The organism is Occallatibacter sp. FHG110214_02 (assembly GCF_059115385.1).
In genome coordinates this window covers 1-18,449 of the sequence record NZ_JBZYWK010000038.1, presented here as the reverse complement: position 1 = coordinate 18,449, position 18,449 = coordinate 1, and the positions used below count along the sequence as shown (strand labels likewise).

Here is an 18,449-nt window from a genome sequence, read left to right as displayed (position 1 = left end):
GGGCGATTGAGAACAAGGTTGAGCTGGTGCATATTCAACCGGGCAAGCCGACGCAGAACGCTTATGTGGAGAGCTTCCACGGACGGCTGCGGGAGGAGTGCCTGCGGATAAGCTGGTTCCAGAATTTATTCGACGCCAGAAGAAAGATCGCGGCCTGGCGGCATGACTACAATCACCAACGGCCACACAGCAGTTTGAACTATCGGACGCCAGTCGAGTTCGCAGCGAAAACTGGCTATGTAAAGTGGAAAACGAGGAAGCCGTTTCCCTCTTTCACACAGCCTCGGCTGCTGCTGGTTAATTCGTACTAACTACGTGAGGATTTTGGGGGCAGGTCATGGAATGAGTGTAGCTGAAGCTGGTAAAGTATTTTCATAGACTTCGGTGACCCCATACTCAGGCACCTGACGAGCACGCTCCCGAAGTAGGGTAGGAAGATGAAATGGCCGCCAACAATGGCGGCCATTTCTATTGCAACCGAGTTTATTCCTACTCTCAGAAAAGGCTCAAAAGCCTTTTATTTTCAATCTGTTTTCATGGCATCAAAACACCAGGCTAAGTTTTCGGCATCTGCGCCATATTAGCGGCACAAAAAAACGGCCCCCGTTTTAGCGGGGGCCAAGTTGCCTTGGTTCTCTCTTGCGAGAGCTTGGTTGGCGGCCAATCGGCGGGGTGAGCCGATGGCGCGAAATAGCCTCGGGGGCGTGGCTGAACGGTCTTGGGGTCCCGCTCCGCGCCAGGTCTAGAACCCTCCACCCTGGGGAGATGAAGCGTTCCGGGCCGCCAAACTGTTTTCCATCAACCGGACCTTCGCTACGCTATAGCGAACGCGCTCGTCAGAGTCGGACGACGTGGCGTTACCCATAGCCACGGCGTGGAGTCGGTAAACGGGAATGTTGTGTTCTGCCAGGTAGCGATTAATGGCCTGGGCATACTTCTGCGAACTCTGGATGCCTGCAGTCCCGCGCGCTGGCGAGTGAGCTTCAATGTCGATGATGTAGCCGTTGCGTCCGTTCACGCTCTGGATCAGGTCATCGAGTTTCGACTTCGCGTCGGCGGAAAGCACCGGTGCGCCGGAGCGGAAGCGGATCTCGGTCTCGCTTACCGCCTTGTACTGGTCAAGGCCGTTGACGGTGGTGTTGAGCTGATCGACATGCGTCGAAGCTCCCTGCGCCGCCGTGGAGGCCGTCTGGGCCTGCTGGTTGGCGGTCGTTGCCGTCTGGTTGGCCTGGTCTGCCGTGTTCTGCGCATTGCGGATGCCTGCCGTAGCGCGGGCGTCCACATCCTTAATGTCGTTCGCGTTCTTCGCGTTCAACTCGTCCAGCTCGTTCAGCCGGTCGTTGATCGGGTCGAGGCGCTTCTTTACCCACTTCTTGCGGGCGAAAGGCTGCAGGTGACCCCAGAAGCCTTCGTGGTCCGAATTCGTCAACCGCTGCTGGTTGATATCCGGCTGCTGAGCAGGAGGCGGCGTCTGCTGCGAAATCCCGGTCGAAACCTGATCCGGTGCTTGGCTCTGTGTCTGAGCGCCGGCCATGAAGGCAAACGCCGAAGCAAGCACGGCCGCCGCAAACGTGCCGCGCAGAGTTTTCCGATATGTATTTTTAATAGTAAAGACGCTCATTGTCTCTGCAATCCTCTTCTTTGTTCTGCGTCTGTTGGCCGCACCATTGCGGCGTGTGTGTGCCCTATATAGAGCAAGACGCGTGCCAAACCTAAGCGTTTAAGATTGAAAAATATAAAATGTTAAATCTAAATGAGTTGCACAAACGCAGCCCCCAAAACAGCCATCCACCACCTGAAATCCCCACCCTAAAACCGAGTATTTTTTACCGGGTAAGAGTAACTTATACAGGGTAAAAAAGCAGGAACAAGGGAACGAGCAAAAGCAATGGCCTGCTCGAATCACAACCGAGCAGGCCATTTTCCTTCCATTCAGATAACAAGTCGCGATAAAACAGCATCCCAACTTGTTCCCTTGTTCCCTTGTTCCCTTGTTCCCTTGTTCCCTTGTTCCCTAATCCTTAACCTGCAATATCCGAATCTCCGGATAAGCCCCATTCCAGTCCTGGTTGACCGGGTCAAAGATCAACCGGAAGTCCCGCTCATCCCCCGGCTTCAGCGGAGCATCCCCCACCGGCTGCAAATCCACATACGGCTGGCGTGTGCGAATCAGCTTCAGCGGCTGCGTCTCGTTCTGCGCAACCTCCTTGGCAAAATTGCGAAACAGCACCTGCACCGAGATGCCGGTCACCGTCTTCGTTCCCTTGTTCGCAATATGCCCGTCCACATACGTCACCTTGCCCCCGGCAAGGTTCGTGGACTCGCTCATCACCAGGTTGGTAATCGGCAGGCTCGTCGCATAAGGATCGAGAGGCGCATTAATCGCGGCAACCGTCGGCTTCGAGCGCCCGCTCTGCGAAAGAAAAACCACCACCACGGCAAGCAGAACAACGCCGGCGGCAATCGCCACCGGAAGCCAGTTGCGCTCGCGCGGCGAGGCAGAATGAATGAGTTGAGGTCCCGTGCTCACGGCTCCATTCTACCCCTATTTCCTATGCACCCGTTACCAAAGGGAGGGGCCAAGGATGAACCTATGACATTTCCACAGATGAACCAAAACTGTGGGACGATAAGGCAGCCATGGAAGGAAGTTCCTGGGGAAATGACGAGTCTCCCTCCGGACCAACACAACCGAAATCACAACGGAATTGACCAGGAAACAGAAACACTCGCGCAGCAGGACGGGCGAGGGGGTGCATCAAAATATTCCCTTTCATCCCAAAGCAACCTGATTCAAGGAGCCGTGTCTAAATCTTTAAGCAGACTTTGTGCATCTACTTAAGTGCAAGCAGTCTGCAACGAAATCACTACACGCAGCACTAATCTCCCGGCAAGGCAATTTTTTCAAGCCTTGTAAACCTGAAATCCCTCTTCACGCATTCGCCCTTCAAGGCGAAGAAAGGCAGGACCTGAGTGATGCCCTCCCCCAGCTTCGCATCCTCTCTCGCGCCGGCCAGAAGCTTTCTCCGTGGCCGCAAAGCCGAAGACCTGGTCTACCAGGCAATGACGGCAGCAGCCATGCTGATTACCCTCTTGAGCATCTGGCTTTTCTAATCACCGCCCACCCGCTTCAATAAAGAAGGCGTGCCCATGGGCACGCCTTTCGCATTTCCGATATTAAAGAAACCTTTACCCGAACCGCGCACGTTTCACCGTCTGCCGAAAATCATTCCCTGTCATGGTCACGCGCACGCACATCTCCGCCAGCCGCGACCGCATGCGATCCCCAATCCTATCCCCCAGCGTCTGTTCGCGAGCCGCCCGCTGTACATCCGTCACGTTTCCGCCGCCGGCGGGCTGGTCAGGGTAGTTTGTCGTAATGATTGTTGAAAGCTTGTCGTTATAGCGAGTATTCAAAATCAGCGCCACCATATCCCACGACCACTCATTCGGTTTCTGCGCGCCCAGATCGTCGAGTATCAGGACCTCCGCCTCAAAAACCGGCTTCAGCAAATCCAGCTCTGTCGTAGAAACCTGCGGGTTATAGCTATGCTGAATCTGCTTCAGCAGCTCGCGATAATCGCAAAACAGCCCGCGCACCCCGCGCTCCCGCGTCAGCCGGTGCAAAATCCCCGTCGCCAGATGCGTCTTGCCCACGCCAATCGCGCCGACAAACAAGATTCCCCGCCCCGCCGTATCCGTCGGATACGTATCCGCAAACTTCCGCGCCGTCATCAACGCTGGCCCCAGCGTAGTATCCGCGCCGGGAAACGCCGTCTCAAAGCTGTCCAGCGTGCAATGCCGGTAGCGCTCCGGAATCTTCGCCGCCGCCAGCCGCCGTTCTTCGCGCTCAAGTTGCTGGCATTCGCACTCACGCGAAACCCAATGCCCCGCGTCAGACATGACCCGCACCAACCCGACACCACCGCAAATCGTACAAGGACTGCTCATAGTTCTCTCTTCAGGTTAGCGCATAGCAAGGTGGAAAAACGGAAGCCCATCGCCAGAGCCGGATAGAATCGTACCGGCGCAAAACCGCCGCATCGCATCACACCAAATCAGGAGAGAACCCTCCGTGAAACTCCTCGCCGTCCTGCCCGTTCTTCTCGCCGCCACCTTAGCGGCATCCGCCCAGCAAGCTCCCAAGCCCACCCCGGCATCCACCGCCCCCCATGTCATGACCGACCACGAAAAGCAACTCCTCACCGACTTCGGCTGGCTGGCCCACTTCGCCGACGACAACGCCAAGCTCCCACCGCCCGCTCCTGGCGAAAACCGCATCGTCTTCATGGGCGACTCCATCACCCAGGGCTGGCACCTCGATCAGTCTTTCCCCGGCAAGCCCTACATCAACCGCGGCATCAGCGGCCAAACCACCCCGCAAATGCTCCTCCGCTTCCGCCAGGACGTCATCGACCTCCACCCCAAAGCCGTCATCATCCTCGCCGGAACCAACGACGTCGCCGGCAACACCGGCCCCATGACGCCCGAGCAGACCGAAAGCAACATCCAGTCCATGGCCGAGCTGGCCACCGCCGCCGGAATCAAAGTCGTGCTCTGCTCCATCACCCCGGCCAAGGCCTATCCGTGGCGGCCCGAAGTCGCCTCCGTCGCCCCCATTGCCAAAATCAATGACTGGATGAAGTCCTACGCCGCCAGCAAAAACTACATCTACGTGGACTACTTCACCGCCATGAAGGACGCCGACAACGGCCTCCCCGCGAATCTTTCCAAGGACGGCGTGCATCCATTACCAGCAGGATATGCCGTCATGGCCCCGCTGGCAGAAGCAGGAATCACCAAAGCACTGGGACAGTAAAAGGGGGTACAGAGCGCAGGGCACAGTTCATTGCCCAACATGGGTTTTGCTTTCCCTGTTCCCTGCACCCCGTACCCTGTCCCCTACTTCGGTGTCGTAGCAGCCGCAGTCTGTCCCTTGGACAAGCTGCGCAGATACGCAATCAGCCCATGCACATCCGCGTCCTTGGCGCGGGAAACATCTTCCGGAGGCATCTTGTCCTTGCCCTTCCGGATCGTGTCAAAAAGCTCCTGGTCCTGCTTATCGGCCAGGGATTTTGGGTCGGTGTAGTCCATCAGCGTAACGCCCAGCGAGGTGGCTACATCTGTCTTGCCATTGCCGTTATCGCCATGGCAAACAGCGCAGTCCATCTTGTAGATTTCCTTAACCTTGGGCGTGATGGCGTTGTCCTGGGCAGTTACAACCGGAGCTGCAAATACGGCGAGCAGTCCGGCAGTAACAAACAATGCAGCGTGAGTGGCGAGCCGGATGAACATGGGTATGCCTCCTGGATCGAGAGTTAGGCAGCATACAAAGCTGTCTTGAAATTTCCGAGAGGATTCTAGGCCCATCCAAAGGCGTTGGAAAGGATAAACGTCATTGCCCGTCAACAAAATTCGCCGTATAATAATTCAGATTGGTCCGTGCTAAGAGTCGGATTGCAGGAAAGGTCTGTGTCGAGAGATGCCTAAGCAAAATATTCACCCCCAATACGATGTTGTGCGCGTAGTTTGCGCCTGCACCAACACCTTTGAGACCCGTTCGACCCACAAGGGCGACATTCACGTGGAAATCTGCTCGGTATGCCACCCGTTCTTTACCGGCAAGCAGCGCTTGGTCGATACGGCTGGTCGCGTCGAACGCTTCCGCCGCAAGTACGCCAAGGCTGGCGAAGCAGCCAAGTAAGCGCCGGAACGGCGAGGATTCAGCAACGAGCCTCCGCTTCGGCGGAGGCTTCCTTGTGTCGAGCGCAAGGATGGCTCGGGCACACGAAGTCCAGGGAAGGGTACGGGCTTTAGCCCGTACATAAATCCGCAAACTGAGTGGGGCTTTAGCCCCCTGAGGGATGCTTTTCAGGTTTGTGCATCAGCACCTGAATGGCGGTTGAATCCATAACAGAACTCTGACAGGAAAATCGAGGCTCCCATGCCCCCGCACCCCAAACGCCAACTCGGAGCAACGACGGAGATCGACGGCATCCGCCTGCGCTGGCGCGTGCACCGGGAGCAGCACACCAGTCAGGGCCTCGACGACTGGCACGGCCTCGCCATCCTCGTAGAAAACGAGGACAAGACGCGTGCGCGCCGTGAGCTGTACCTCGAATACCCGCTGGCCCCGACACAAGGAAAAAACGGCGTAGTCCGTGCCGACTCCATCCGCGTGCCAATCCACGAGAAGAAGGTGGAAGAGCATATCCGGCAGGCAATCGCAGCCGGATGGGACCCGGAATCCCGCGGCAGACCCTTTGTCTTTGAAGTAGAAGAACTGCCAAGCTGAACGAAAAACAGCTATTAGCTTTTAGCCCATTTTGCAAGAACTAACCGCTGCGGCTTAGCACAATAGCCAGCAGCCGCACCAAAAAGCTAAGAGCTAAAAGCTAGGAGCTAATAGCTGCCTTTATGTCAGGACGAGGTTTCACCGTGAAGAAAGAGTGGGAACAACCCGCCGACCGCACCGGAGCCGGACTCGAACCCGTGCCGGTTCCAGCCGAGTTCCGCATCGGCAAGGTGGACGTGCGCCCCGCAACGGTCCTCGCCCCCATGGCCGGAGTCACCGACACCATCTTCCGCCGCTTCATCCGCCACGCCAGCCACTTCACCACTCCTGCGGCTTCCGCTGGTGCCACCACAAATCTGGGTGCCCCAGGTCCGTCTGTTCGGACCTGGGATAACGACAGTTCGGAAGTAGAATCGGCGGTCTCCAACACCCAATCCGGCTGCGGCCTCCTCATGACGGAGTTCACCTCCGCCGACGGCCTCTCCCGCATGCGCGAATCCAAGCGCAAACGTTACCTCACCTTCTTCGATGACGAACACCCCATCTCCGCCCAGCTCTTCGGCTCCAACCCCGAAACGCTGGCCGAAGCCGCCCGCATCGTGCAGGACACCGGCTTCGACATGGTGGACCTGAACCTCGGCTGCCCCGCCAAGCGCGTCGTAGGCTGCAACGGCGGCTCCGGCCTCCTCCGCGACCTCCCCAAAATCGGCGAAATCTTCCGCGCCGTCCGCAAAGCGGTAACAATTCCCTTCACCGTAAAATTCCGCCTCGGCTGGAACGACGCCAACATCATCTGCGTCGAACTGGCCAAAATGGCCGAATCCGAAGGCCTCAACGCCGTAGCCCTCCACGCCCGCACCCGCGAGCAAGCCTACACCGGCCACGCCCGCTGGGAGTGGATCGCTGCCGTCAAACAGGCCATCAGCATCCCCGTCATCGGCAACGGCGACATCCGCACCCCCGAAGATGCAGCGGCAATGGTCGCGCAAACCGGCTGCGACGCCGTAATGATTGGCCGCGGCGCACCGGCAAATCCGTGGATCTTCCGCCAGATTGCGCAATACACCGCCACCGGCAGCTATGACAAGCCAACAGCAGCCGACCGCCACCACATGATCCGCGCTTATTTCCAAATGCTGATGGAAGGCGCAGAAACCGGCGGCATAGCCGAAAAGCCCGAAAATGCAGGTCGTGAAGCCGTAGGCAAAATGAAGCAGTTCGCAAGCTGGTTCACCCACGGCGTCCCCGGCGGAGCCAGGCTGCGCTCTGCAATCTACCAGTCCAAAACCGCCCCCGCGATTCTCGACCAGGTAGACGCCTTCTTTGAGGCCCAGGCCAACAGCACCGCCATGGAAGAAGGCCCCGCCAGCACCACCGAACCAGCAGACTTCCCCGATACAGCCTTAGTCTGCGACTAAGAAAAGCGCACCGGCACACAAAGCCCCGTGCCCCATCCTTCTGCGTCTTTTGCAGAAGGGTGGAATACCCACACAGCCAGTCCCCCTCCCATCAAGCTCCCCTCACAAAATCAGCCAGTGTCATCCTGAACGAAGCGCACTGGGGCCCACGAAGTGGGGTAGGCGGAGTAAAGGATCTGCGGTTGCTCTGTATAGTTTTGCCTTTTATAGCCTTTCCGTCTTTTATAGTTTTGAGCCCTTTATCTAAAACCCTGTATCCCGCCCCCTGTTCTCCCTGTGGAAAAAACCTTGTCAAGCCCCAAACCCGAAAATATCTTCTAACTCACTGATTCCATTGAGAAAAATTCCGAGCCAAGTTTGCGCTCAATTATGGTCATTTATGCCAAACTAAAAATAAGCAAACAAACGGCCCGATTCCAAAGGAATCGGGCCGTTCTGTTTGAAGGGCCAGAAAAGGGTACCCCCTCCCCCCCTCTTAACACTGGGACTGTGACGAAAGGAGCAAACAATGCAGCAAAGGACACGTTCAACCACCCGCACCCCTGTACCCTGCCCTCTGCCTCTCGCACAGTTCCACAGTTCCGGAATAAAGAAACTGCACAGTCCCTGTGCAATCCCACACAACTCACACAAAACAAAAGAAATGCAAAAGAACCCCACTGTGCGCATACACACGGACGCATCAGGGAACCATAAGAAATCACCTGACGCAAACGCAAATCGCGCGGCAACCTCCCCACACCTACCCAAGCCGCTCCACCGCCATAGCCACGGCATTCCCTCCACCCAGGCACAACGCAGCAACCCCACGCTTCCCGCCCGTCTCCTTCAGGTTCGCCAGCAACCGCACCAGCGCCCGCGCCCCGCTCGACCCAATCGGATGCCCCACCGCCACCGAGCCTCCATGAATATTGACCTTCGCCGTATCCAGCCCCAGCTCGCGATTCACCGCCATCGCCTGCACAGCAAAAGCCTCATTCAGCTCAAAGTTATCCACGGAGTTCAACCCCCACCCCGCACGCTCCACAACCTTTCGCACCGCATCAATCGGAGCCAGCCCAAACCACTCCGGCTCACGCCCCGCCGTAGCGCTCGCCCGAATCACCCCCAGCACCGGCAGCCCTCGTTCAAAAGCAAGATCGGCACTGGTAACCACCACCGCAGCCGCCCCATCACTCACACCCGGCGCGTTCCCCGCCGTCACCGTACCACCTTCTTTGAAAGCAGGCTTCAACCGCGCCAGCGTCTCCACCGTCGTATCAGGCCGAATCGCCTCATCCGCCGCAAAGACCAGCGCCGCCTCCCCCTTCTTCACACCGGGAACTTCAACAGCCAGCATCTCGCCTTTGAAAATACCCGCAGCAGTAGCCTCCGCAGCCCTTCGATGCGACTCCGCCGCAAAAGCATCCTGCTCCTCGCGGCCAATACCGTACTTCTCCGCAATCATCTCCGCGCCAATGCCCATATGAAACCCGCGATAAGCCTCCCAAAGCCCATCGCGAATCATGACGTCCACCAGCTCGCCATTCCCCATGCGATATCCACTTCGAGCCTGCGGCAAAAGATACGGAGCATTGCTCATCGACTCCATTCCACCCGCAACAACCACCTCAGCATCACCCAGCGCCACCGCTTGCGCCGCCAGCGAAACCGCCCGCAGCCCCGACCCGCAAACCTGGTTGACCGTAAGTGCCGCCGACCCCGGCGGAAGCCCACCGTAAATCGCCGCCTGCCGCGCCGGGTTCTGCCCCAGCCCCGCCTGCAAGACGCAGCCCATAATGCACTCGTCAACCTCAGCAGGGGCAATGCCGGACCGCCGCACAGCCTCCCGCACAACCAGCGCACCAAGACGCGGCGCAGCAAAACCCGCCAGCGAACCCTGAAACTTCCCCACCGGCGTACGTACCGCCGCCACAATCACAGCTTCCCGCACGGAAAAACCTCCCAGCAAACCAGCCGAGAATATCAACTCGGATGCAGCCTGAGCTATCCTCATCCCATGCTGCACACGATGCTCAACAACATGTTCCACTTGCCGCTTCCCATCCTTGAGAAGCTCATCCGCCCCGTGATTGTCTACCTCGTGCTCGTCGCGCTCCTGCGAATCTTCGGCAAGCGCGAACTGGCGCAGCTTAACCCCTTCGACCTGGTTGTTCTGCTCTCACTCTCGAACACAGTGCAGAATGCCATCATCGGAGACGACAACTCGGTCTCCGGCGGAGTAGTCGGCGCTATTGCCCTGCTCTCCGTCAACTGGATTGTGGCGCGGCTGCTCTTCAAGCATCCCAGGCTGACACGTACGCTGCAAGGCCACTCCACCGTGCTGGTGAAAAGCGGCAAAATTGACCAGAAGGCACTGGATCACGAATCACTGACGCACGAAGAACTGCTGGAAGTAATCCACAAGCAGGGCTTTGAAAGCCTGAAGCAAGTAAAAATCTGCCAACTGGACCCGAACGGCACGTTTTACGTAGAGGCAATGGAACCAAGCTCCGCCGAGCAGCAGCACGCGGATGTTATGGCGAAGCTGGAAGCGCTAACCAAAGAAGTTGCCGCACTGCGAGCGCAAACTGCCGGCTGAGACAGGATTTTAACGTGGCCTCAGTCTTCAAGTGCATCTAACTTCTTCAATAGACCGGAGCCGCGGCAGGCCATGCAGACTGCGTCTTGCTGCTGAATTGTTAACTCCGTCTGAAATCCAATTTGCCTGGAACAGAAGGAGTACCGTATGAACAAACTGACCGCAGAAGACCGCCTGGACATCATCGACTTGCTAACACGCTACTGACAGACGGTGGACACCGGCGACCTTCAGGAATTTGCTGAAATCTTCACGGAAGACGGAGCACTTGAGAGCTACACCGGCACAGTAACCGGCCGCACAGCGCTGGCCAAGTGACTGGACGATTACAAGCCCAGCCGCGAAGGCAACCGGCATCACTCCGTCAATCAACGGATTACTCCGATTGACGAGAAGACCGCCGATGCATGGAGCTGCATGATCGTGCTTGCTCTCTTTAAGCCGCGCAAGAACACGCCGCACGTCATTGCGTATGGCCACTTCACAGGCCGCGTAGTAAAGGTGGACGGCAAGTGGCTCTTCCAGCACCGCCTGATGGACGATATCTCCTTCAACGCGGAAGATACCCGGACCAGGCACAGCTCTAGTCCCTTTCAAGCAGAAAAAGGCTGGCAATCTACCAGCCTTTTTCTTTGCTGCATGCAGCCGTTATTCCCACTCAATCGTCCCCGGCGGCTTGGAGGTAATGTCATACACCACACGATTGATACCCCGAACCTCATTCACAATGCGGCTCGAAATCTTCTTGAGAACGTCATACGGCAGCGGAGTCCAGTCGGCGGTCATGCCATCTTCCGAGTGCACGGCGCGAACAGCGCAGGTATAAGCGTAGGTGCGCTGGTCGCCCATCACGCCCACTGACATAACCGGAAGCAGCACCGCGAAGCTCTGCCAGATCTTCGTATAAAGCCCCGCAGCCTTAATCTCGCTAACAACGATATCGTCAGCCTCCTGCAACAGCGCCACGCGATCCGCCGTAATCTCGCCAAGAATGCGTACCGCAAGCCCCGGTCCCGGAAACGGCTGGCGGCTCAGGATATCTTCCGGCATGCCCATATCGCGGCCAATGCGGCGGACCTCATCCTTAAACAGATCGCGCAGCGGCTCAATCAGCTTGAACTTCAAATCCTCCGGCAGGCCGCCCACGTTGTGATGGCTCTTAATCGTCTGGCTCGGCCCCTTCACGCTGCTCGACTCAATCACATCCGGGTAAAGCGTTCCCTGAACCAGCCAATCCACGCCGCCGGTTTCCTTGGAGATGCGCTCGGCCTCGTCGTCAAAAACCGCAATGAACTCCGCACCGATAATCTTGCGCTTCTTCTCCGGGTCGGTCACTCCGGCCAGCTTGTCGAGAAAGCGCTTGCTTGCGTCCACAGCAACAAGATTCAGCCCCAGCTTGTCGCGCAGATTTTCCTGCACCTTCTCGAACTCGTTCTTGCGCAGCACGCCGTTATCAACAAATACGCAGGTCAACTGGCTGCCGATGGCCTTGTGCACCAGCATCGCGGCCACGGACGAATCCACACCTCCCGAAAGCGCGCAAATGACATGTCCCTTGCCAACCTTTTCGCGAATCGAGGCAACGGTCGTCTCAACAAAGTGCGCCGGAGTCCAGTCACCCGTAGCGCCACAAATCCCAAAAACAAAGTTCTTCAGCAACTGTGGTCCAAGCGGTGTGTGATGCACCTCGGGATGAAACTGCACCGCCCATATCCTGCGGTCTTCATTCGCAATACCCGCCAGCGCGTTCGACGTAGCCGCCACACGTGAAAAACCGTTCGGCAACTCCAGCGCCTCGTCGCCGTGGCTCATCCAAACCTGCAACTGCTGCGGCAGCCCGGCAAACAGCTTCGTCTCCGGCTTCTCCACATGCACTTCAGCATGGCCATACTCGCGCTTGTCCGCCGAGCGAACTTTGCCGCCCATGTGATGCACAATGAACTGCAGTCCATAGCAGATCCCGAGAATCGGCAGATTCGCATCGAGGATCTTCGGGTCAGCCGCTGGAGCGTCCGCGTCATAAACCGATGACGGTCCCCCCGACAAAATAATGCCGAGCGGCTTGTAGCTATCTATCTCTTCACGAGGCGCCGTGCAGGGCAAAACCACGGAAAAGACATTCATTTCGCGAATGCGGCGGGCAATCAACTGCGTATACTGCGAGCCGAAATCAAGGATAACGATCGTTTGGGTGTCCACGTTTCAGTTTTGCAGGATGCGGGGGCGGCTGTAAAGAACCACCGCGCCACAGGAACCACAAAGCTTATAGAAACAGAGAAGAATGGCAGGCCCTGAAGCAGCCCCAGCCCAACAAAGTGTCCCAAAAGGGGATTTTAGGGTAGTGCATCAGTTTGAATTTTGGTTGTCGTCCCCGTTGCGGACACAACCAGCATCGTGCATAATTCGAGCAATGGTTTCGATCAGGTCTTCCCATTCTGGCGAGGGCGAACGCGTAGTCCAAATTTGGCGTAATGCGATCGATGCAACGCATGACTTTTTGACCCCTGAGGATCGTCTGGCCCTCGATGAACTGATACGCGGCTTCTTGCCACAAGCACCGCTTTGGCTAGCCGTTGACGACAATGACTATCCGCTTGCTTTCATGCTGATTGAGGACGGACACATGGAAGCACTGTTTGTTGATCCAGATTTTAGAGGGGCAGGAATAGGCGCGGCGCTAGTCCGCCACGGCCTGACGCTCCACCCGAGGTTGACTACCGACGTCAACGAACAGAACGGTCAGGCGATTGGCTTCTATGAGCGAATGGGGTTTAGGCAAACTGGCCGTTCGTCTTTGGATGGACAGGGAAGGCCATACCCACTTATCCACTTGGAACGACTAGGCTGACTGCGCGACAGCTCTCCACCCAAAGCCGAAATTCATACTGAGACACTGCCGATTTTAGATTGACTTTCGTATAGCGAATCGCAATAGTGAAGTCTAAAGATGCTGCGTTTCCTATCAATATTGTCTATAAGGCCGCTTGGCAAGCTAAGTTTTTCGGGGAAGGAATCAAGAGTACGGCATGAGCCTCCGCCAGCCTGCTGCTTCACTTCGATGGAAGATTGCGCTTGCGCTCGCAGTTGTCTTTGGGGCGTACTTGCTTCGCCTCTCCCTGCATTACGCCTTTCAATTCGACCTCTCGCCGTACTTGGCCTATCTCCCTGTCGTTCTTCTATGCGCGCTAGTGCTGGGCATGTGGCCAGGAGTTGCGGCAACCTCCCTGGCAGCCTTTCTGGTGATGTTCACGGGGGAATATCCGGAGAGATGGTACCCGCTCCATCACTCGGAAGATATCGAAGGACTTGTGCTTGCCACGGGAATCAGCATCGCTGTCAGCATACTTGCTGACCAGTTCCGGCGAAATCAGCGATTGCTGGCGCAGTTAGAAAACAAGGAAGCGCTCCGCGCAAGCGAAGAACGCTACCACGCCATCTTTCAAACCAGTCTCGACATCATGGTGATTGCCCAGCTGCCGGATTGCAGAATCATCGAGGTCAATCCACGCTTCACTGAGGAATTCGGATACACACGTGAAAAAGCTCTGGGCAAGACATCCGATGAGCTCGGCCTGTGGGTTGATCCTCAGGACCATGCTCAGCTTGTCCAGGCAATCCTCGAAAGCAAGCCCTATCGCTATGTGCAGGTTAAGTTCCGCAAACACGATGGAAGCATGCTATGGGGGCTGGCTTCAGCAGAGCAGTTGGAAATTCATGGCGAGCCGTGCATGCTGGTTTCCGTACGAGACATCACACGGGAAAAACAGGCAGAAGATGCGCATCGCTTAGTCGAAGCCCGCTATCGCGCGGCCTTTGAAACGAGCCCAGATGCCATTGTCATCTCCCGGCTCTCTGACGGAGTATTCGTAGACGTCAATCCGGCTTTCACCACAACAACCGGATGGAAACGCGAAGAAGTCGTTGGAATCACATCCAGAGAGCTGGACGTCTGGGTGGATTATGCCAATCGCGATGCAATGATGGAAATTCTCCACAAAGGGCAGAACTTCCGCAATATTGAAATCCAGTTCCGCCGCAAGGACGGCACAATTATCTGGGGCAATGTTTATGCCACGATAAGTGAAGCTCAGGGCTTTCCGTGCCTTCTCATCCAGGTGCGCGATATAACTAATGAAAAGCGCGCCGAAGAAGAGATTCGCAACCTCGCCTTCTATGACCAGATTACCGGCCTGGCCAACCGCCGTCTGCTGGTGGAACAATTCCGTAAGAGCACCGCGTTAAGTACACGCACACGCCGCAATCGCGCGCTACTCTTTCTTGACCTAGATAATTTCAAAATCGTGAATGATTCGCGAGGCTATAACGCCGGCGACCAGATGTTGCGCGAAGCCGCAAACAGGCTTTTAGCATGTGTAACGCCGTCCGACACCGTCGCACGGCTTGGCGGCGATGAGTTTGTCATCATCCTGGAAGAGCTTCACATCAATGCAGAGCTTGCCGCCACGCAGGCCATGGAAGTAGCGGAGAAGATTCTCACGCAACTCAAGCAGCCTTTCCTTCTGAGCCAGGCCGAGAGCCACACGAGTTGCAGCATCGGCATCAGCTTGCTAGTAGACGATAAGACGGATTTCACTTATGCCATGCAGCATGCTGAAATCGCGATGTATCAGGCCAAAGCCGCAGGACGCAACACGGCTCGCTTCTTTTCTCCGGGACTGCAAGCAGCCGTCAACGCCCGAGCCACCATGGAAGAAGAGATCCGCGAAGGGATCGAGAAAAACCAGTTCACCCTTTACTTCCAGCCGCAATTTGAAGACGACAAACTCATCGGCGCAGAAGCATTGCTTCGCTGGAACCACCCTGTTCAGGGGTTGCTGGCGCCCGGTGAGTTTATTCCGCTGGCAGAAGACACGCGGCTGATAGTCCCCTTGGGGACATTGGTTCAGGAAGCCGCATGCCGCCGTATTGCCGAGTGGAACCAGCGTTATCCCAATACACACATCACGATAGCCGCCAACGTCAGTTCGCTGGAACTGCACCGCGATGATTTCGTCAGCTCCGTGCTGGACGTGCTGGCGCGCACAGGCGCCAACCCTGAATGGCTAGAGTTGGAACTCACCGAAACCGTGCTTGTGCAGGATATGGAAGTAGCGATTGCCAAGATGAATGCCCTCAAGGCGCATGGAATCCGGTTCGCGCTCGATGATTTCGGGACAGGGTACTCCTCGTTGGCTTACCTCAAACGCCTTCCACTGACACAACTGAAAATTGACAACTCCTTCGTACGCGACCTGATGACGGACCCAAGCGCCAGCCCAATTGCACGAACGATTATTGCGTTGGGCAAAGAGTTGGGCCTGAGCGTACTGGCGGAAGGCGTAGAGTTTCCGGAACAGCGCAGACTATTGGAATCGCTTGGCTGCCATCGCCACCAGGGCTTCCTGTTTGCCCCACCTCTACCTGCGGATGAGTTTGAGCAGATACTCGCGCAACATAGTGGCAGCTCGGAGCTACAAAAGACAGGGAGCAGGCCGTAGAAGCAAAACATGCCAATGTCGAGCATGACAAATAGCTGAAACGCGCACAGGGCAAGCTACAAATCGAGTGCTCAATATGCAGGAAGCAGCAGCCAGGATTTGTTTTCTACTCCCTATTCTCTACTCCCTACGCCCTGTCTTGCGTGTTACGCTGCTATCCATTACGCACGATATTCTCCCCAAAGGGACAATTCAGATGAAGTGTTTTCGCATTGCACCCGCTTTGTTGTTTGCGGCAGGAGCAGTTCTTGCTTCTGCGGCCGGCTTTGGCCAGTCCGGCGACCAACCTGCTCCTCCCACCAAAATCAAAAGCTTTGATCTTTCGGCAATCGACACCACCGTGGACCCTTGCCAGGATTTTTATACGTACGCCTGCGGCAACTGGGACAAGGCAAATCCGATTCCCAGCGACCAGACGCGCTGGGCACGCAGCTTTTCGCTGCTCGGCGAGCGCAACCGCTACCTGCTTTGGCAAGAGCTGGATGCCGCATCGAAAGCCCCCAAGACCCCACTGGCAAAGAAGTATGGCGACTATTATGCCGCCTGCATAAACACCGACCTTGTCGAGAAGAAGGGCCTTGAGCCTCTTCAGCCCGCATTCGCACGCATTGCCACGCTCGATGATCCGCACAAACTGGCTGCGCTCATCGGCGACCTCGCCGCCCAAGGCGGGGCGGCGCCACTCTTCCGTTTTGGTGTATCGCAGGACGAGAAGGATTCTTCCAAGCAGATTGCAACCGTAGGCCAGTCCGGCATTTCTCTCCCCGACCGCGACTACTACCTGCTGGACCGCTTCGCAAAAATCCGCGACCAATACAAAGCGCATGTAACAAAGATGTTCGCCATGGCCGGCGACACTCCGGAGCAGGCCGCCAAGGAAGCTGACAGCGTGCTGGCCATTGAAACCGCTTTGGCCAAGGCTTCCATGAGCCGTACGGCCATGCGCGACCCGGAAAATCGCTACCACATTTACACCGTGACGGACTTCCAAAAGCTGACGCCAGACTTCGATTTCTCCACCTACTTCAAGGATGTAAAGGTAGGCAAGTTTGAAACACTGAACGTCTCCACGCCAGACTTCTTCAAGTCGCTCAACGGCCTCATCACCTCAGAGCCGGTCGACGCGTGGAAGTCCTACCTACGCTGGCACTCACTGCACGCCGTAGCCTCCGAGCTTCCTAAAGCTTTCTATGACGAAAACTTTGACTTCTTTGGCAAAACGCTCGCCGGCCAGAAGGAGCCCACACCCCGCTGGAAGCAGTGCACCGCAATGACCGACATGGCGCTCGGCGAGGCCGTAGGACAGGACTGGGTCAAGCAAAACTTTCCTCCTGAAGCCAAGGCCAAGATGGATCAGCTGGTAGCCGCACTCGAAAAAGCTCTCGGCGACGATATCAAGACACTTCCGTGGATGAGCGAAGACACCAAGAAGGCTGCGGAAGAAAAGCTCTCTCTGATTCGCAACAAAATTGGCTATCCGGAAAAGTGGCGCAACTATGATGCTCTCGAAATCAAGCGCGACGACCTCATCGGTAACATTCACCGCGAAGCTGTCTTCCAAAGGAACTACAACCTCAGCAGGCTGGGCAAGCCGGTAGACGAGAAGGAATGGGGCATGACGCCGCCAACGGTCAACGCCTACTACAACCCGTCGATGAACGACATCAACTTCCCTGCCGGCATCCTGCAGCCTCCGTTCTTTGATTTCAGCATCGACCCCGCCGTAAACTTCGGCGGCATCGGTGTGGTTATTGGCCATGAGATGACGCACGGCTTTGACGATGAAGGCTCGAAGTACGATGGACACGGCAACTTGCGCGAGTGGCAAACGACAGAGGACCGCAAGAAGTTCGTCGAGCGCACCGACTGCGAAGTCAACGAGTATGGCAGCTTTGAAACAGCTCCGGCGCACGATGACATGCCACAGCAAAAGCTGAACGGCAAACTCACGCTTGGTGAAAACACGGCGGACAACGGCGGCCTGCGCATCGCTTATCTCGCTCTGTTGGACACGCTCGCCAAGGAAGGCAAGTCAATTGACGACAAAATTGAAGGCTACACCGAAAAGCAGCGTTACTTCCTCGGCTTCGCGCAGGTATGGTGCGAAAACGGCACCGAGCAGTCCGCCCGCCAACGCGCGCTCACCGACCCGCATTCACCAGGTCGCTGGCGCGTAAACGGTACGGTGCAGAACTTCGATGAGTTCGGCAAAGCCTTCAACTGCAAGCAGGGTACTCCGATGTACCCGGTCAACTCCTGCCGGGTGTGGTAGCGGAAAGACTAGGAAACAGCCCCGCTCGAAGCCACACTTCGCGCGGGGCTTTCTTTTTTGGGTGGTAATCCAAAAATTCCCTGACAGCATCGCAGCCTAGTCCCTAGGCCGTATCGACAATTAGGTTAAGGATGATGGCAGAGCAGGCGAGTGCGACGAGGGCTTGGAAGCACGTTTTCGATTTCTCGTAGCGAGTGGCGAATCTGCGGAACTGTTTTAATCTGCTGAAACAGCGTTCGATGCGGTTGCGCAGCTTATACAAGGTTCTGTCGTACTCGCGCTGCAGCTTGCGGTTGGAGCGCGGCGGAATCACCGCCTGGGCTTTCATCGCCACTTTCACATGCGCGACGATCTTGTCCGAGTCGTAGCCCTTGTCGGCAATCAC

17 protein-coding genes and 1 pseudogene are annotated in these 18,449 nt (G+C 56.8%); 11 read left to right on the top strand and 7 right to left on the bottom strand.

Going from position 1 to position 18,449, the window contains the following annotated elements; translation table 11 throughout:
• Positions 1–311 (top strand): integrase core domain-containing protein (locus tag AC5S3R_RS19720; RefSeq protein WP_494268596.1); only part of this gene is annotated, 311 nt, incomplete at its 5' end.
• A 431-nt stretch (positions 312–742) separates the two neighbouring features.
• On the opposite strand, the gene AC5S3R_RS19715 is transcribed toward AC5S3R_RS19720, so the two are convergent.
• Positions 743–1,621 (bottom strand): OmpA family protein, encoded by an 879-nt coding sequence (locus tag AC5S3R_RS19715; protein ID WP_494268905.1) that lies wholly within the window; start codon positions 1,619–1,621, stop codon positions 743–745.
• A gap of 393 nt (positions 1,622–2,014) precedes the next feature.
• Positions 2,015–2,530 carry a DUF2393 family protein gene (locus AC5S3R_RS19710; protein ID WP_494268904.1) on the bottom strand — a complete coding sequence of 172 codons (516 nt, stop codon included), beginning with the start codon at positions 2,528–2,530 and terminating at the stop codon, positions 2,015–2,017.
• Between the two features lie 446 nt (positions 2,531–2,976).
• On the opposite strand from AC5S3R_RS19710, the gene AC5S3R_RS19705 reads away from it, so the two are divergent.
• Positions 2,977–3,114 (top strand): hypothetical protein, encoded by a 138-nt coding sequence (locus AC5S3R_RS19705; protein WP_494268903.1) that lies wholly within the window; start codon positions 2,977–2,979, stop codon positions 3,112–3,114.
• A gap of 75 nt (positions 3,115–3,189) precedes the next feature.
• Here the strand turns inward: AC5S3R_RS19705 and AC5S3R_RS19700 are convergent, their stop codons facing one another.
• Complete coding sequence (locus AC5S3R_RS19700; protein ID WP_494268902.1) at positions 3,190–3,951, bottom strand: ATP-binding protein; 762 nt, start codon at positions 3,949–3,951, stop codon at positions 3,190–3,192.
• Between the two features lie 124 nt (positions 3,952–4,075).
• On the opposite strand from AC5S3R_RS19700, the gene AC5S3R_RS19695 reads away from it, so the two are divergent.
• Entirely contained in the window at positions 4,076–4,819 is a 744-nt protein-coding gene (locus tag AC5S3R_RS19695) for an SGNH/GDSL hydrolase family protein (RefSeq protein ID WP_494268901.1), read from the top strand.
• 83 nt (positions 4,820–4,902) lie between these two features.
• Here the strand turns inward: AC5S3R_RS19695 and AC5S3R_RS19690 are convergent, their stop codons facing one another.
• Positions 4,903–5,295 (bottom strand): c-type cytochrome, encoded by a 393-nt coding sequence (locus AC5S3R_RS19690; protein ID WP_494268900.1) that lies wholly within the window; start codon positions 5,293–5,295, stop codon positions 4,903–4,905.
• Between the two features lie 187 nt (positions 5,296–5,482).
• On the opposite strand from AC5S3R_RS19690, the gene rpmE reads away from it, so the two are divergent.
• The 3 genes from rpmE (at position 5,483) to dusB (ending at position 7,713) form a co-directional block, all read left to right on the top strand.
• Positions 5,483–5,704 carry a 50S ribosomal protein L31 gene (gene rpmE / locus AC5S3R_RS19685; protein WP_494268898.1) on the top strand — a complete coding sequence of 74 codons (222 nt, stop codon included), beginning with the start codon at positions 5,483–5,485 and terminating at the stop codon, positions 5,702–5,704.
• Between the two features lie 240 nt (positions 5,705–5,944).
• Entirely contained in the window at positions 5,945–6,295 is a 351-nt protein-coding gene (locus AC5S3R_RS19680) for a hypothetical protein (protein WP_494268897.1), read from the top strand.
• Positions 6,296–6,438: 143 nt separating this feature from the next.
• The gene (gene dusB / locus AC5S3R_RS19675; protein ID WP_494268906.1) at positions 6,439–7,713 is read left to right on the top strand and encodes a tRNA dihydrouridine synthase DusB; all 1,275 of its coding nucleotides are present in this window, start codon (positions 6,439–6,441) and stop codon (positions 7,711–7,713) included.
• 742 nt (positions 7,714–8,455) lie between these two features.
• On the opposite strand, the gene AC5S3R_RS19670 is transcribed toward dusB, so the two are convergent.
• Entirely contained in the window at positions 8,456–9,709 is a 1,254-nt protein-coding gene (locus AC5S3R_RS19670) for a thiolase family protein (RefSeq protein ID WP_494268896.1), read from the bottom strand.
• Between the two features lie 3 nt (positions 9,710–9,712).
• Between AC5S3R_RS19670 and AC5S3R_RS19665 the strand changes: the two genes are divergently transcribed.
• Together AC5S3R_RS19665 and AC5S3R_RS19660 are read left to right on the top strand one after the other, a co-directional pair.
• Positions 9,713–10,294, top strand: a complete 582-nt coding sequence (locus AC5S3R_RS19665; RefSeq protein ID WP_494268895.1) for a DUF421 domain-containing protein — start codon at positions 9,713–9,715, stop codon at positions 10,292–10,294.
• 318 nt (positions 10,295–10,612) lie between these two features.
• A pseudogene (locus tag AC5S3R_RS19660) lies at positions 10,613–10,765 on the top strand (hypothetical protein); the annotation flags it as partial.
• A gap of 177 nt (positions 10,766–10,942) precedes the next feature.
• On the opposite strand, the gene guaA reads toward AC5S3R_RS19660, so the two are convergent.
• Entirely contained in the window at positions 10,943–12,493 is a 1,551-nt protein-coding gene (gene guaA, locus AC5S3R_RS19655) for a glutamine-hydrolyzing GMP synthase (protein ID WP_494268894.1), read from the bottom strand.
• Between the two features lie 211 nt (positions 12,494–12,704).
• Here guaA and AC5S3R_RS19650 point away from each other — a divergent pair, with 211 nt between their 5' ends.
• The 3 genes from AC5S3R_RS19650 (at position 12,705) to AC5S3R_RS19640 (ending at position 18,064) form a co-directional block, all read left to right on the top strand.
• The gene (locus AC5S3R_RS19650) at positions 12,705–13,142 is read left to right on the top strand and encodes an acetyltransferase (RefSeq protein ID WP_494268893.1); all 438 of its coding nucleotides are present in this window, start codon (positions 12,705–12,707) and stop codon (positions 13,140–13,142) included.
• A gap of 178 nt (positions 13,143–13,320) precedes the next feature.
• Positions 13,321–15,792 (top strand): EAL domain-containing protein, encoded by a 2,472-nt coding sequence (locus AC5S3R_RS19645; protein WP_494268892.1) that lies wholly within the window; start codon positions 13,321–13,323, stop codon positions 15,790–15,792.
• A gap of 196 nt (positions 15,793–15,988) precedes the next feature.
• Positions 15,989–18,064 (top strand): M13 family metallopeptidase, encoded by a 2,076-nt coding sequence (locus AC5S3R_RS19640; RefSeq protein ID WP_494268890.1) that lies wholly within the window; start codon positions 15,989–15,991, stop codon positions 18,062–18,064.
• Between the two features lie 103 nt (positions 18,065–18,167).
• On the opposite strand, the gene AC5S3R_RS19635 is transcribed toward AC5S3R_RS19640, so the two are convergent.
• Positions 18,168–18,449 (bottom strand): transposase (locus AC5S3R_RS19635; protein ID WP_494265411.1); only part of this gene is annotated, 282 nt, incomplete at its 5' end.